This window comes from Staphylococcus sp. HMSC077D08, from assembly GCF_001837945.1.
Taxonomy (GTDB): domain Bacteria; phylum Bacillota; class Bacilli; order Staphylococcales; family Staphylococcaceae; genus Staphylococcus; species Staphylococcus epidermidis.
In genome coordinates this window covers 230,801-244,877 of the sequence record NZ_KV834762.1, presented here as the reverse complement: position 1 = coordinate 244,877, position 14,077 = coordinate 230,801, and the positions used below count along the sequence as shown (strand labels likewise).

The following is a 14,077-nucleotide window of genomic DNA, read 5'->3' as shown; positions in this document are numbered from 1 at the left end:
TTAGAAAAATCAGATAATTTGATTGATAGAGTAATCATTATATTTTGTAGCAAGCAGAAAGCTAATGGTAGATGTAAATTAGCACATGATAATAGATGAAATGGGCTATCAAATTTTAACTTAATCATTAAAGTGAACATATTTGTTAACTAAGGTGGCACCACGGTAACGCGTCCTTATAGAATGATAGCGTTATTGTGGTTTTTTTGAAGCAAAATGAAGTATCTAAAGTTGAGGTAGCACCAGAAAGTTAGTGGTAGATGAGAACTAACACCGTCTTTAGTGAAATTGGGTTTTGTGGAACAACTTAAAATAAATTGAACAAGTGAGCTATGAATATATTATATTCTGCTAATAAAGGTGGTACCACGCGTCAGCGTCCTTATAACGAAGGAGGCTGATTTTTTTTGGAAAAGGAGGAAATCAATGGATATTGTATACAAAAAAGTGAATGCTCAAATTACGCCAGAGGCTTTAGCAAAATTAAAACAAAAAAAGATTATTTTTGAAAGTACCAATCAACAGCAACTTAAAGGTAGGTACTCGATAGTAATATTCGATCATTATGGCAAAATTACATTAGATAATTCTCAACTTTTAATTAAGCTAGACAACCATTGTGAAATAATTAAGAATCAACCGTATCAACGACTTAAGGAATTAGTAGATAAATATTATTTTGAAATAAAAGATAAATATTTAAAAGATTTGCCTTTTATTTCCGGCTTTATAGGGACTTGTAGCTTTGATTTAGTACGACATGAATTTAAAAAATTACAAGATATTAAATTAGAAGATCATCAAACTCATGATGTCCAATTTTATCTAGTGGAAGATGTATTTGTTTTTGATCATTATAAAGATGAATTATATATTATCGCAAGTAACTTATTTTCTGATAGAACAAAAGAAAGATTAAAGGAATCTATTGAACGAAAAATTGAAGACTTAAAAAAGATACACTTTTCGGTTGAGGATATAAAATATAAATCCATCCCTCGACATATAACCACCAATATATCAGAGCAAAAGTTTGTTCAGACTATAAGAAGACTAAAAAAGAAAATTACTGAAGGAGATATGTTTCAAGTAGTTCCTTCAAGAATTTATAGTTATAAACACCATTTTCAACATAATTTACATCAATTAACTTTTCAGTTATATCAAAATTTAAAGAGACAAAATCCTAGTCCATATATGTATTACATTAATAAAGATATGCCGATTGTAATAGGAAGTTCTCCTGAAAGTTTTGTAAAGGTGAAAAATGGAAAAGTTTATACGAATCCTATAGCTGGAACAATTAAAAGAGGTCAAAATAAAATAGAAGATGAAAACAATGAAAAGACATTAATGAAAGATGAAAAGGAATTGAGTGAACATCGTATGCTCGTAGATTTAGGAAGGAATGACATTCATCGAATAAGTAAAACAGGCACTTCACAAATTACAAAACTAATGACAATAGAACGTTATGAACATGTCATGCATATCGTTAGTGAAGTCACTGGAGAATTAAAACCAAATCTATCTCCTATGAGCGTCATCGCAAGTTTACTACCAACAGGTACTGTCTCAGGTGCACCTAAACTTAGAGCTATACAGAGAATATACGAATCTTATCCATATAAAAGAGGTATCTATAGCGGTGGTGTTGGGTATATCAACTGTAATCATCATTTAGATTTTGCATTGGCTATACGCACCATGATTATCGATGAGGAAACCGTCAGTGTCGAGGCAGGATGTGGAGTAGTATATGATTCTATTCCAGAGAAAGAACTTGAAGAAACAAAACTTAAAGCTAAAAGTTTATTGGAGGTAACTCCATGATATTAATAATAGATAACTATGATTCTTTTACCTATAATCTTGTAGATATTGTAGAAAAACAATGTGAAACGATTGTTAAATATCCCGACGATCCAAATATATGTAATCTGAAAGGTATTACAGCAGTCATTATCTCACCAGGACCTGGACATCCATTAGACAATCAATTATTAATTAAATTAATTGAAAATTTCGAAAATTTACCCATTTTAGGTGTTTGCTTAGGTGCACAAGCGCTCACTTGTTATTACGGTGGCGATGTCATACAAGGTAGTTGTGTCAAACATGGAAAAGTAGATACTTTAACTATTGTTAATCGGTCACCTCTATACAAAGGAATTAAGTCAAGTTTCAAAGTTATGCGTTATCATTCATTAATTAGTGATCCATGCTCATTTCCAGAAAGTTTATTAATCACTGGCCAAACATATGATTGTATACAATCTTTCCAACACAAAAATAGAAAGCATTATGGCATACAGTTTCATCCAGAGTCTTTCGCTACAGAAAATGGGAAACAAATCATTATTAATTTTATCAATATAGCAACGAGAGGAAGTTGAAAATGACCCTTCTTGAGAAAATTAAACAAAATAAATCCTTATCTAAAAAAGATATGCAATCATTTATTATTACACTATTTGATTCAAATATTGAAACCAATGTAAAGGTAGAATTATTGAAAGCTTATACAAACAAAGACATGGGTCAATATGAGCTAACGTATTTAGTTGAATACTTTATTCAGACAAACTATCCAGACCAACCATTTTATAATAAAGCTATGTGTGTATGTGGCACAGGTGGAGATCAATCAAATAGCTTTAATATTTCTACAACTGTAGCTTTTGTTGTAGCAAGTGCAGGAGTGCCAGTAATTAAACACGGAAACAAAAGTATTACTTCACATTCAGGAAGTACAGATGTACTACATGAAATGAATATAAAAACAAACAAAATGAACGAAGTAGAGCAACAATTAAATTCGAAAGGATTAGCATTCATAAGTGCAACGGATTCTTATCCAATGATGAAAAAGCTTCAATCAATTAGAAAATCGATTGCAACACCTACAATTTTTAACTTGATTGGACCATTAATTAATCCTTTCAAATTAACTTATCAAGTGATGGGAGTATATGAAGCTTCACAACTTGAAAATATAGCACAAACTTTAAAAGATTTAGGTAGAAAACGAGCAATTTTAATTCATGGTGCAAATGGTATGGATGAAGCCACGCTCTCTGGTGAAAATATCATTTATGAAGTTAACAGCGAAAGCGCATTAAAAAAATATAGTTTAAAAGGAGAAGAAGTCGGTTTAGTTTATGCAAAGAATGGCACGTTGATAGGTGGTTCACCTCAAAAAAATAAACAAATTGCATTGAATATTCTAAGTGGCAACGATCACTCAAGTAAACGAGTTGTAGTTTTGTTAAATGCAGGAATTGCTTTATATGTTGCTGAGCAAGTGGAAAGTATCAAACATGGCGTAGAGCGAGCTAAATATCTCATTGATACAGGTATGGCAATGAAACAATATTTGAAAATGGGAGGTTAAGAAATGACTATTTTAAATGAAATTATAGAGTATAAAAAAACTTTGCTTGAGCGTAAATACTATGATAAACAACTTGAAATTTTACAAGATAACGGAAATGTTAAGAGGAGAAAGCTGATTGATTCACTTAACTATGATAAAAGATTATCAGTTATTGCTGAAATAAAATCGAAAAGCCCATCTGTACCTCAATTACCGCAACGTGATCTTGTTCAACAAGTTAAAGATTATCAAAAATATGGTGCTAATGCTATTTCAATATTAACTGATGAAAAATACTTTGGCGGTAGTTTTGAACGATTAAATCAGTTATCAAAGATAACATCGTTACCAGTTTTATGTAAAGATTTTATTGTTGACAAAATTCAAATAGATGTTGCAAAACGAGCTGGTGCATCTATTATTTTATTAATAGTAAATATTTTAAGTGATGATCAATTAAAAGAATTGTATTCATATGCGACAAACCATAATTTAGAAGTTCTAGTAGAAGTTCATACAATTAGTGAACTTGAACGTGCACACCAAATTAACCCTAAAATTATTGGTGTTAATAATCGTGATTTAAAGCGATTTGAAACCGATGTTCTACATACAAATAAATTACTAAAGTTTAAAAAGTCTAATTGCCGCTACATTTCAGAGAGTGGTTTTCATACAAAAAAAGATGTTGAGAAAATAGTAGATTCAAGTATTGACGGTTTACTTGTAGGGGAGGCATTAATGAAAACAAATGACTTAAGTCAGTTTTTGCCTAGTTTAAAGTTAAAGAAGAATCTCTATGATAGTTAAATTTTGTGGTTTTAAAACCGAAAGTGATATTAAGAAAATTAGAAAATTAGAAGTTGATGCAGTAGGGTTTATACATTATCCCGATAGTAAGAGACATGTCTCACTGAAACAATTAAAATATTTGGCTAAAATAGTGCCAGATCATATAGAGAAAGTAGTAGTTGTCGTAAATCCTCAAATGTCTACCATAAAGAGAATAATTAATCAAACTGATATTAACACAATCCAATTACATGGAAATGAGAGCATTGAATTAATTAGAAATATTAGGAAACTTAATTCAAAAATAAGAATCATAAAAGCAATTCCAGCAACAAGAAATTTAAATAATAACATACAAAAGTATAAAGATGAGATAGACATGTTTATTATAGATACACCATCAATCACATACGGTGGTACAGGTCAAAGTTTTGACTGGAAATTATTAAAAAAAGTAAAAGATGTTGATTTTCTCATTGCGGGTGGTTTGGATTTTGAAAAGATAAAACGATTAGAAAAATATTCATTTGGACAACGTGGTTATGACATCTCAACGGGCATTGAATCACATAATGAAAAAGATTTTAATAAGATGACTCAAATATTAAAATTTTTGAAAGGAGACGTATAATTAATGAAAATTCAAACAGAAGTAGATGAATTAGGCTTTTTCGGTGAATATGGTGGCCAATATGTACCTGAAACATTGATGCCAGCTATTATTGAACTAAAAAAAGCATATGAAGACGCGAAGTTAGATACTCACTTTAAGGAAGAATTTAATTATTATTTAAGTGAATATGTTGGTAGAGAAACGCCTTTAACATTTGCTGAATCATACACAAAATTGTTAGGAGGTGCCAAGATATATCTTAAAAGAGAAGACTTAAATCACACTGGTGCTCATAAAATTAATAACGCGATAGGACAGGCACTATTAGCTAAAAGGATGGGGAAAACTAAATTAGTAGCCGAAACAGGTGCTGGTCAACATGGTGTAGCAAGTGCCACCATCGCTGCTTTATTCGATATGGACCTTATTGTTTTCATGGGAAGTGAAGATATCAAGCGTCAACAACTTAACGTATTTAGAATGGAATTGCTAGGGGCTAAAGTAGTGTCTGTGTCAGATGGGCAAGGAACATTATCAGATGCAGTAAATAAAGCTTTACAATATTGGGTGAATCATGTTGAAGATACACATTATTTGTTAGGCTCAGCGTTGGGACCTGATCCGTTTCCAACAATGGTCAGAGATTTTCAGAGTGTGATTGGTAATGAAATTAAAAGCCAAATTTTAAGTAAAGAAGGACGACTTCCAGATGCGTTAGTCGCGTGTGTGGGTGGAGGATCCAATTCAATAGGTACGTTCTATCCATTTATACAAGATGACGTTAAATTATATGGGGTAGAAGCTGCAGGAAAAGGAAGTCATACGCATAATCATGCCTTAGCCATAGGGAAAGGTAAACCAGGTGTATTACATGGTTCTAGAATGTACCTTATTCAAAATGATGATGGACAAATTGAATTGGCACACTCTATATCAGCAGGACTTGATTATCCAGGTATTGGACCTGAACATTCGTATTATAATGATATTGGTCGTGTATCATATGTAAGTGCTACAGATAATGAAGCTATGGAAGCACTTATAACGTTCTCAAAAGTTGAAGGTATCATTCCAGCAATTGAAAGTGCACATGCATTGAGTTACGTTGAAAAGTTAGCGCCAAATATGGATGAAAATGAAATTATTGTTGTGACTATTTCAGGACGTGGAGATAAAGATATGGAAACAATTAAACAATACAAAGAAAACGGTGGTGAACAAAATGAGCAAATTATTCATTCCGTATATTATGGGTGATTTAAATTTTATTCATCATTTAAAAACATTAACTGAGAATGGAGCAGACATTGTTGAAATTGGTGTGCCATTTTCTGATCCAGTTGCAGATGGACCTATAATTATGAAGGCAGGACGCAAGGCTATTGATGAGGGTTCAAACATTAATTTCATTTTTGATGAATTAATAAAAAATAAAAATACTATTTCATCTAAGTATGTACTGATGACTTATTATAATATTCTAAGTGCTTATGGAGAAAAATTATTTTTGGATAAGTGTGATGAAGCTGGTGTTTATGGTTTAATTATCCCAGATTTACCTTACGAACTTACAAAAAAGTTTAAAAAAGAATTTTATCATCATTCTGTTAAAATAATATCGTTAATTGCTATGACCGCAAGTGATGCTAGGATTATGCAAATTGCAAAGAATTCAGAAGGATTTATTTACACGGTAACAATGAATGCCACAACAGGTAATAGTGGGGAGTTCCATCCAGATTTAAAGAGAAAAATTGAATATATAAAAAAAGTTTCAAAAATTCCTGTGGTTGCTGGATTTGGTATCAAAAATCCTGAACATGTTAAAGATATAGCGTCCGTTGCAGATGGTATTGTAATTGGTAGTGAAATTGTAAAACGTATTGAAATAGATTCAAGAAAAGAATTTATCACTTATATCAAATCAATCAGAACTGCGTTGAATTCTTTTTAAGAATATATATAAAGTTAAATCAAAGTTAAGAAAACAGATGAAAAATATACATAGCAAAAACAATGATTACTCTATGAATTAACTATTATGCTAATAGTAACTTCAAAAAATTAAATGATCCTAATTGAATAATCTACTACTAATGTGGGTAAATATTAATTACAATTAATTTGAAGAGGTGTATATATTCATGAGTAAAAAAGTTTTATTTGTTTTAACAAGTACAAGTCAATTTACAGATGGTACAGAAACTGGATTATGGTTAGAAGAAGCAGGAGCACCATATAATATATTGACTGAAGAAGGTATCAATGTTGATGTTATATCTATTAAAGGTGGAAAAGTAAATCTTGATCCAAATTCTGTTTCTAATGAATCACTTAATCAGTATGCTAAATTCGTGTCACACTTAAACGATACACCTAGTATCGAAAATGTAAATGCAGATGAGTATGACGCTATTTATCTACCAGGTGGACATGGTACTGTATACGATTTTGCCAATAATGAGAAATTAGCTGATATTTTACTTCAATTTAAAAATAGTAATAAAGTCATCTCTTCAGTATGTCATGGACCTAGTGCGTTTGTAGGTGTAAAAGATGCAAATAATGACTATCTAGTAGATGGTGTCAAAATAACTTCATTTACTGATAGTGAAGAAAAAGCAATGGGATTTGAAAATAAAGTGCCATTTTTAACTCAATCTAAATTAGAAGAGCAAGGTGCAAATTTTGTAGTGAAAGATGACTTTACATCTCACGTAGAAAAAGATGGGCAATTTATCACTGGACAAAATCCCCAATCAAGTGAAGAAATTGGTAAAGCACTTGCAAATGAATTAAAATAATAGTAAATAATTAGTGATATGGGCGACATTACTGTTTAGCCCATATTATTTTATACATAAACAGAATAAACGAGATTTAACTTTTAATTTTACATATAAGTTTTGCAGGATAATATTTTAGTTTTCACTACAACTATTGTATACTTGTTTAGATTAGAAATATAAATAGTATTAAATGAACCGAATGTTAAATATAAAAGGTGAAGTAAAACGACCTATTTTTCTAAAAATAAAAAGAAATAGATATAAAGATATAAATGGGAGTTATGAAGATGAAGTTTACGAATTTGACAGCTAAAGAATTTAGTGACTTTACTGATCGTATGACATATAGCCATTTTACACAAATGGAAGGTAATTACGAATTAAAGGTTGCTGAAGGTACCGAGTCACATTTAGTTGGAATTAAAAATAATGATAACGAAGTGATTGCAGCTTGTTTATTAACAGCTGTTCCTGTAATGAAAATATTTAAATATTTCTATTCCAATCGCGGTCCAGTAATAGATTATAATAATAAAGAGCTTGTACATTTTTTCTTTAATGAATTGAGTAAATATGTAAAAAAATATAATTGTTTATATTTAAGAGTTGACCCATACCTTCCATATCAATATTTAAATCATGAGGGAGAAATAACTGGAAATGCAGGTCATGATTGGATTTTTGATGAATTAGAGAGTTTAGGATATAAACACGAAGGATTCCATAAAGGATTTGATCCTGTATTACAAATCCGATATCATTCTGTTCTAAATTTAGCAAACAAAAGTGCTAATGATGTTTTAAAAAACATGGATGGTTTAAGAAAGCGTAATACTAAAAAAGTTAAGAAAAATGGAGTTAAAGTCCGCTTTTTATCTGAAGAAGAATTACCTATATTTAGGTCATTTATGGAGGATACCTCTGAAACTAAAGATTTTGCAGATAGAGATGATAGTTTTTATTACAACAGATTCAAACACTATAAAGACCGTGTTTTAGTACCACTAGCCTATATTAACTTTGATGAGTATATAGAGGAACTAAATAATGAAAGAAATGTGCTTAATAAAGATTATAATAAAGCTTTAAAAGACATTGAGAAGCGTCCAGAGAATAAAAAAGCACATAACAAAAAAGAAAATTTAGAACAACAACTTGATGCAAACCAGCAAAAAATTAATGAAGCCAAAAACTTAAAACAAGAACATGGCAATGAATTACCCATCTCTGCTGGCTTCTTTATAATCAATCCGTTTGAAGTAGTTTACTACGCTGGTGGAACTTCAAATCGTTATCGCCATTTTGCAGGGAGCTATGCGGTTCAATGGAAGATGATTAACTATGCAATTGAACATGGTATTGATCGGTATAATTTCTATGGTATTAGTGGTGACTTTAGTGAAGATGCCGAAGATGCTGGCGTAGTTAAGTTTAAAAAGGGCTATGATGCCGATGTTATAGAATACGTTGGTGACTTTATTAAACCTATTAATAAACCAATGTATAACATTTATAGAACACTTAAAAAACTAAAGAAATAGATTTTAAGAAGGGAATTATCTAATTATGAAATTTACAGAGTTAACAGTTAAAGAATTTGAAAACTTTGTACAAAATCCATCATTAGAAAGTCATTATTTCCAAGTGAAGGAAAATATTGCTACACGTGAATCAGATGGGTTTCAAGTAGTGTTATTAGGTGTAAAAGACGACGACAATAGAGTGATAGCAGCTAGCCTGTTTTCTAAAATCCCTACAATGGGCAGTTATGTGTATTATTCCAATAGAGGCCCTGTAATGGACTATTCAGATTTAGGTTTAGTGGATTTTTATTTAAAAGAGCTTGATAAATATTTACATCAACATCAATGCTTATATGTAAAATTAGATCCTTACTGGTTGTATCAAGTTTATGATAAGGATATTAATCCTTTAACAGAAAAAAATGATGCTTTAGTAAATCTATTTAAATCACATGGTTATGATCATCATGGATTTACAACCCAATATGATTCTTCCAGCCAAGTTAGATGGATGGGGGTATTAGATTTAGAGGGCAAAACTCCTGCATCTCTAAGGAAAGAGTTTGATAGTCAAAGAAAACGAAATATTAATAAAGCGATAAACTACGGTGTGAAAGTTAGATTTCTTAGTAAGGATGAATTTGATTTATTCTTAGACTTATACCGAGAGACTGAAGCTAGAACTGGATTTGCTTCTAAAACTGACGATTATTTCTATAACTTTATAGAGCATTATGGCGATAAAGTATTAGTTCCTTTAGCTTACATAGATTTAAGTGAATATATACAACATTTGCAAGAATCACTAAATGATAAAGAAAATCGACGTGATGATATGATGGCGAAAGAAAATAAAACAGATAAACAGTTAAAGAAAATCGCTGAGTTAGATAAACAAATTGATCACGATAAAAAAGAATTACTTCAAGCTAGTGAATTACGTCAAACAGATGGCGAAATTTTAAATTTAGCGTCAGGAGTATACTTTGCTAATGCATATGAAGTGAACTATTTCTCTGGAGGGTCTTCAGAAAAATATAATCAATATATGGGACCATATGCAATGCATTGGCACATGATTAATTATTGTTTTGATAACGGCTATGATAGATACAATTTCTATGGCTTATCAGGTGATTTTACTGAAAACAGTGAAGACTATGGTGTTTATCGCTTTAAGAGAGGTTTTAATGTTAAGATTGAGGAATTAATCGGTGATTTCTATAAACCAATCAATAAAGTGAAATATTGGTTATTCAATACATTAGACCGCATACGTAATAAACTGAAAAAGTAAAAATAAATGATACAAGAAGATGACGAGCAGATTGAGATATCCAATCTGCTCGTTTAGCTTTAGAGAAGGGTTATGTACTCTAAAGCACTCGGCGTAGGATGTTTAAGTCTAGGATGTAAATTCGTGTTGTTCCCTACATATTTAATCATAGCATATTATTCGAACTATACAATAATACTCACCAATATATTTTTTATATTCAAATTATAAGTTTGTAATACTAAATTATTTTAAATGTAGTTCTATTAGTAGAATGAGAAGAATATAAAAATGTTATGTAAACTAAAGGTATAATTATACTACTATTTAATAATAATATTTATAATTCCCTTATATTATAATTTGTAGTTGTGAATTTGGGTGTTGTAACAAAAGATTTTTGGTGATTTATCTAAATATAAAAATGAATATTCATGATTATAGCAATTATATTGCTAAGTAGTTGTAACGTATATAATTTATTATCATACTACTTAATTGCATTCAAACGTGATAAATTAACAACGTAATGCTATTGTGTATTACGTTGTTAATTATTAATGATGTTATTTAAAGAAACATTTCTTGTAAATGCAAAGAAATAAATATTTAAGTCTTTAATGAATAAATAACTCTTGATCAATACAATAACTTTTAACACATGTAAAAACTGCCAAATAAAAAAATATATAGTATATATAACAACATAAATGAAGCATATGTTCATCTATATGGCTAAGAATCTTAATTTTTTATTTTAGTTTACATAATATATATTATAGGAAGTTGTGTGTACCACCATAAAAGCCCCTCACTCAATTTATTGGTATATCTAAATGGCATCTATATTTATTATCTATAAAGTTTCCACTTATTTGCTTTTTAGTTGAGATTATTATAGCAATCTATACTTGTTAATCTATAGAGACTAACAAGTTGGAATGCCAAGTTTCAAGTTTATACAATTTAAATCAAAATATTTAAATTTGAGTTCATACTCATATGCTATAATTAAATCATTCTAATTTTTGGAGTGACTAATAATGAATTTTATTTTTGATATTGATGGTACGATTTGTTTTGATGGATGTTCTATTGATCCATCTATTAAGCAAAGACTTTTCAAGCTACGTCAAGCTAATCACAATGTAATGTTTGCTTCAGCACGTCCCATTAGAGACTTGCTTCCAGTCATTCCTGAATTTGCGGATGATACCTTGATTGGTGGTAATGGCTCAATTATATCTAAAAATGGACAAATCGAAATTGTTTCGGTAATCAATGAGCATGATATTAGTCTAATTAAAAAGCTTATAAAGAAATATCAATTATCATACATCATTGATGATAAATTTAATTATGCTTCAAATTTGGATACTAATAATGAACTGTATCAACGTATTGATCCTGATGGTAAAGCACAATCTCTAGATATGGATGAGATTCGAAATCCTATAAAAGCAATTCTATTAAATATAGATAACAAAAATTTTGACATGATTGCTCATCAATTAGTAAGTCAGTCTCACGGTATTGAATTAATTCGTCATTACAGTGAGTCCTATATTGATGTAACGGCACGTGGCGTTGATAAGTATACTACTATTCAATATGTTTTAGGAACTAATAGTGATTATATCGCTTTTGGTAATGATCACAATGATGTTCATATGCTTGAACATGCGAGCCAAGGTTATTTTGTGACTAATCAATTTATAGAACACACATTATTTTTTAAAAATCAAAATATTACAGTTATTGATGATACAATACATGCAATATGTGAAGTTTTAGATAAATATCTATAACTAACAATCTTCTTATTGAAAATGATTATCAATATCGATTATAATCATTGATAGGAGGATTACTATGAAAAAATTATTAACATTAATATCTATTATTATTTATGCAATAGCATTAACAGCATGCGGAAATGATAAATCAGGTAATAGTTATGATTCAAAAAAAACAGTGACTATTAAAAATACATATGAATTTAAGGACAAGAATAATACACATCATCGTGGTGAAACGAAAACTGACACTGTTAAGGTGCCTTATAATCCCCATCGTGTAGCAGTTCTTGATTATGGTGCACTAGATGTAATGAAACAATTAGGATTACAAAATAAGATTGTTTCAATTGCAAAAGGTCAAGGAAATGCATTCTTACCTTCCTCTTTAGCTGAGTTTAAAGATGATAAATATTCTAATTTAGGTAACCCAGGTCGACCAAATTTTGATCAATTAGCTAAATCTAAACCAGAGCTCATTCTAGCATCTTTTAGACAAGCCCATACTAAGACAATTGACGAAATGAAAAAAGCAGCACCTAATGCTAAAATTCTATTCGTAAGTCCAGACAATGATCATTATTTAAGTTCAATAAAATCTCATACATCAACAATTGGTAAAATATTCAATAAAGAGAATGAAGCCAATGATTTAAATAAAAAATTAGAACAACAAGTAACTGAAACTAAGAAAAGTATTAATCATGACTCAGTATTATTCCTAGTTGTTGATGATAAAGGGATAAAAGCATTTAGTTCAAATGGTCGCTTTGGAGGATTTTTAAACAAAGATTTGGGCATTAAACATGTTGATAAAAACATGAAAGATAATTCAGCTGGAAATAATATTAATTATGAATATCTTAACAAAGTTAACCCTGATAAAATATTTGTAATAGATCGAACGAAGAATGGCACTGATAATAAGGAACCAAGCATCTTACAAAATAAAGTTATTGAAAATGTAAAAGCTATAAAAAATCATCAAGTTTATCAATTTGAATCCAATGCATGGTACTTTGGTGAAGGTGGCAATCAATTAACGATTGAACAACTCAAGAGAATTAAAGATGCATTCCAAAAGTAAAATGATTATATAGCGGTAAAATTTACTCAAATGATTAACTAATAACCCCCAAAAGTTAGATTTTAATTCCAACTTTTGGGGGTTATTATGTGAATAAAAATATCTTAATCATTTAAATGACTATATTCATTATTCATACGTTTGAATTAATAGTTTTGTATATGGATGTCTTTGATGGTTAAATAAATCTTTACTTTTAAATTCATCTACTATTTGACCGTCTTTGATAACTATTATCCTATTCGTTAACCTTTGTAAAACAGATAAATCATGCGAGATGACAATTAATGTTTTATTTTCAATGTTTTTTTCATTAAGTAAAATATTGATTACATTTTGTTCGGCCATGACGTCTAAGTTCGAAGTTATTTCATCACAAACTAATATATCTGGTTGTGCTAAGAGAGAACGAATAATATTTAATCTTTGTAGTTGCCCACCACTTACCTCTTGAGGAAACTTTGTTATTAGATCTGTAGACAAATTAAATTCAATTAAATAGTTAAGAATGATATTTTTGATATTTTGTGGTTTTAATTGTCGATAAAATAAAAGTGGCTCTCTCAATGACTGTTCAATCGTGAATTGACGATCAAAACTTTCTGTCGCATGCTGAAAAATAGGAAGAACCTTAGAAGAATTGATAATTATTTTACCTTTTGTTGGCTTTAATTGACCTAATATTAAAGAACCAATGGTACTTTTTCCAGCACCGCTTTCTCCTAAAATCCCTATTTTTTCTCCACGTTGAATACTTATATTAATATCTTTTAAAACAGGCTGTTTTCGATGATACGAATAATCTACATGATCAAATTGAATCAT

13 protein-coding genes are annotated in these 14,077 nt (G+C 29.9%); 12 read left to right on the top strand and 1 reads right to left on the bottom strand.

The window, feature by feature from the left end; all coding sequences use genetic code 11:
• The first annotated feature begins 426 nt into the window (after positions 1 to 426).
• The 12 genes from HMPREF2663_RS05655 to HMPREF2663_RS05600 all read left to right on the top strand — a co-directional run bounded on the left by HMPREF2663_RS05655 (position 427) and on the right by HMPREF2663_RS05600 (position 13,252).
• The gene (locus HMPREF2663_RS05655) at positions 427 to 1,833 is read left to right on the top strand and encodes an anthranilate synthase component I (protein WP_070845951.1); all 1,407 of its coding nucleotides are present in this window, start codon (positions 427 to 429) and stop codon (positions 1,831 to 1,833) included.
• Positions 1,830 to 2,396: an anthranilate synthase component II gene (locus HMPREF2663_RS05650; protein WP_002446381.1), complete on the top strand. Its 567-nt coding sequence runs from the start codon at positions 1,830 to 1,832 to the stop codon at positions 2,394 to 2,396. The genes HMPREF2663_RS05655 and HMPREF2663_RS05650 overlap by 4 nt, the downstream gene beginning before the upstream one ends.
• Before the next feature lie 2 nt (positions 2,397 to 2,398).
• On the top strand, positions 2,399 to 3,394 hold the full coding sequence (gene trpD, locus HMPREF2663_RS05645) for an anthranilate phosphoribosyltransferase (RefSeq protein WP_070845949.1): 996 nt from the start codon (positions 2,399 to 2,401) through the stop codon (positions 3,392 to 3,394).
• Positions 3,395 to 3,397: 3 nt separating this feature from the next.
• Complete coding sequence (gene trpC, locus HMPREF2663_RS05640; protein WP_070845947.1) at positions 3,398 to 4,186, top strand: indole-3-glycerol phosphate synthase TrpC; 789 nt, start codon at positions 3,398 to 3,400, stop codon at positions 4,184 to 4,186.
• Entirely contained in the window at positions 4,176 to 4,799 is a 624-nt protein-coding gene (locus HMPREF2663_RS05635; protein WP_046044549.1) for a phosphoribosylanthranilate isomerase, read from the top strand. The genes trpC and HMPREF2663_RS05635 overlap by 11 nt, the downstream gene beginning before the upstream one ends.
• 3 nt (positions 4,800 to 4,802) lie before the next feature.
• Positions 4,803 to 6,038, top strand: coding sequence for a tryptophan synthase subunit beta (gene trpB / locus HMPREF2663_RS05630; protein WP_002446385.1), 1,236 nt, complete (start codon positions 4,803 to 4,805; stop codon positions 6,036 to 6,038).
• A complete protein-coding gene (gene trpA / locus HMPREF2663_RS05625; protein WP_002446386.1) occupies positions 6,004 to 6,735 on the top strand; it encodes a tryptophan synthase subunit alpha in 732 nt (243 codons plus the stop codon). The genes trpB and trpA overlap by 35 nt, the downstream gene beginning before the upstream one ends.
• Positions 6,736 to 6,925: 190 nt before the next feature.
• On the top strand, positions 6,926 to 7,585 hold the full coding sequence (locus tag HMPREF2663_RS05620; protein ID WP_002446387.1) for a type 1 glutamine amidotransferase domain-containing protein: 660 nt from the start codon (positions 6,926 to 6,928) through the stop codon (positions 7,583 to 7,585).
• A 272-nt stretch (positions 7,586 to 7,857) separates the two neighbouring features.
• Positions 7,858 to 9,111, top strand: coding sequence for an aminoacyltransferase (locus tag HMPREF2663_RS05615; RefSeq protein ID WP_002457482.1), 1,254 nt, complete (start codon positions 7,858 to 7,860; stop codon positions 9,109 to 9,111).
• Positions 9,112 to 9,136: 25 nt separating this feature from the next.
• Positions 9,137 to 10,390 (top strand): aminoacyltransferase, encoded by a 1,254-nt coding sequence (locus HMPREF2663_RS05610; protein ID WP_002475750.1) that lies wholly within the window; start codon positions 9,137 to 9,139, stop codon positions 10,388 to 10,390.
• Between the two features lie 1,022 nt (positions 10,391 to 11,412).
• Positions 11,413 to 12,177 carry an HAD-IIB family hydrolase gene (locus HMPREF2663_RS05605; protein ID WP_002490503.1) on the top strand — a complete coding sequence of 255 codons (765 nt, stop codon included), beginning with the start codon at positions 11,413 to 11,415 and terminating at the stop codon, positions 12,175 to 12,177.
• Between the two features lie 64 nt (positions 12,178 to 12,241).
• Positions 12,242 to 13,252 carry a siderophore ABC transporter substrate-binding protein gene (locus HMPREF2663_RS05600; RefSeq protein WP_070845945.1) on the top strand — a complete coding sequence of 337 codons (1,011 nt, stop codon included), beginning with the start codon at positions 12,242 to 12,244 and terminating at the stop codon, positions 13,250 to 13,252.
• Positions 13,253 to 13,381: 129 nt separating this feature from the next.
• Here HMPREF2663_RS05600 and HMPREF2663_RS05595 read toward each other — a convergent pair whose 3' ends face one another.
• Positions 13,382 to 14,077, bottom strand: coding sequence for an ABC transporter ATP-binding protein (locus tag HMPREF2663_RS05595; protein ID WP_002446392.1), 696 nt, complete (start codon positions 14,075 to 14,077; stop codon positions 13,382 to 13,384).

What these genes read in the sequence shown, in the direction of transcription:
- HMPREF2663_RS05655 (WP_070845951.1), top strand. Translation starts at nt 427, where the DNA reads ATGGATATTGTATACAAAAAAGTGAATGCTCAAATTACGCCAGAGGCT.
- HMPREF2663_RS05650 (WP_002446381.1), top strand. Translation starts at nt 1,830, where the DNA reads ATGATATTAATAATAGATAACTATGATTCTTTTACCTATAATCTTGTA.
- trpD (WP_070845949.1), top strand. Translation starts at nt 2,399, where the DNA reads ATGACCCTTCTTGAGAAAATTAAACAAAATAAATCCTTATCTAAAAAA.
- trpC (WP_070845947.1), top strand. Translation starts at nt 3,398, where the DNA reads ATGACTATTTTAAATGAAATTATAGAGTATAAAAAAACTTTGCTTGAG.
- HMPREF2663_RS05635 (WP_046044549.1), top strand. Translation starts at nt 4,176, where the DNA reads ATGATAGTTAAATTTTGTGGTTTTAAAACCGAAAGTGATATTAAGAAA.
- trpB (WP_002446385.1), top strand. Translation starts at nt 4,803, where the DNA reads ATGAAAATTCAAACAGAAGTAGATGAATTAGGCTTTTTCGGTGAATAT.
- trpA (WP_002446386.1), top strand. Translation starts at nt 6,004, where the DNA reads ATGAGCAAATTATTCATTCCGTATATTATGGGTGATTTAAATTTTATT.
- HMPREF2663_RS05620 (WP_002446387.1), top strand. Translation starts at nt 6,926, where the DNA reads ATGAGTAAAAAAGTTTTATTTGTTTTAACAAGTACAAGTCAATTTACA.
- HMPREF2663_RS05615 (WP_002457482.1), top strand. Translation starts at nt 7,858, where the DNA reads ATGAAGTTTACGAATTTGACAGCTAAAGAATTTAGTGACTTTACTGAT.
- HMPREF2663_RS05610 (WP_002475750.1), top strand. Translation starts at nt 9,137, where the DNA reads ATGAAATTTACAGAGTTAACAGTTAAAGAATTTGAAAACTTTGTACAA.
- HMPREF2663_RS05605 (WP_002490503.1), top strand. Translation starts at nt 11,413, where the DNA reads ATGAATTTTATTTTTGATATTGATGGTACGATTTGTTTTGATGGATGT.
- HMPREF2663_RS05600 (WP_070845945.1), top strand. Translation starts at nt 12,242, where the DNA reads ATGAAAAAATTATTAACATTAATATCTATTATTATTTATGCAATAGCA.
- HMPREF2663_RS05595 (WP_002446392.1), bottom strand. Translation starts at nt 14,077, where the DNA reads ATGATTCAATTTGATCATGTAGATTATTCGTATCATCGAAAACAGCCT.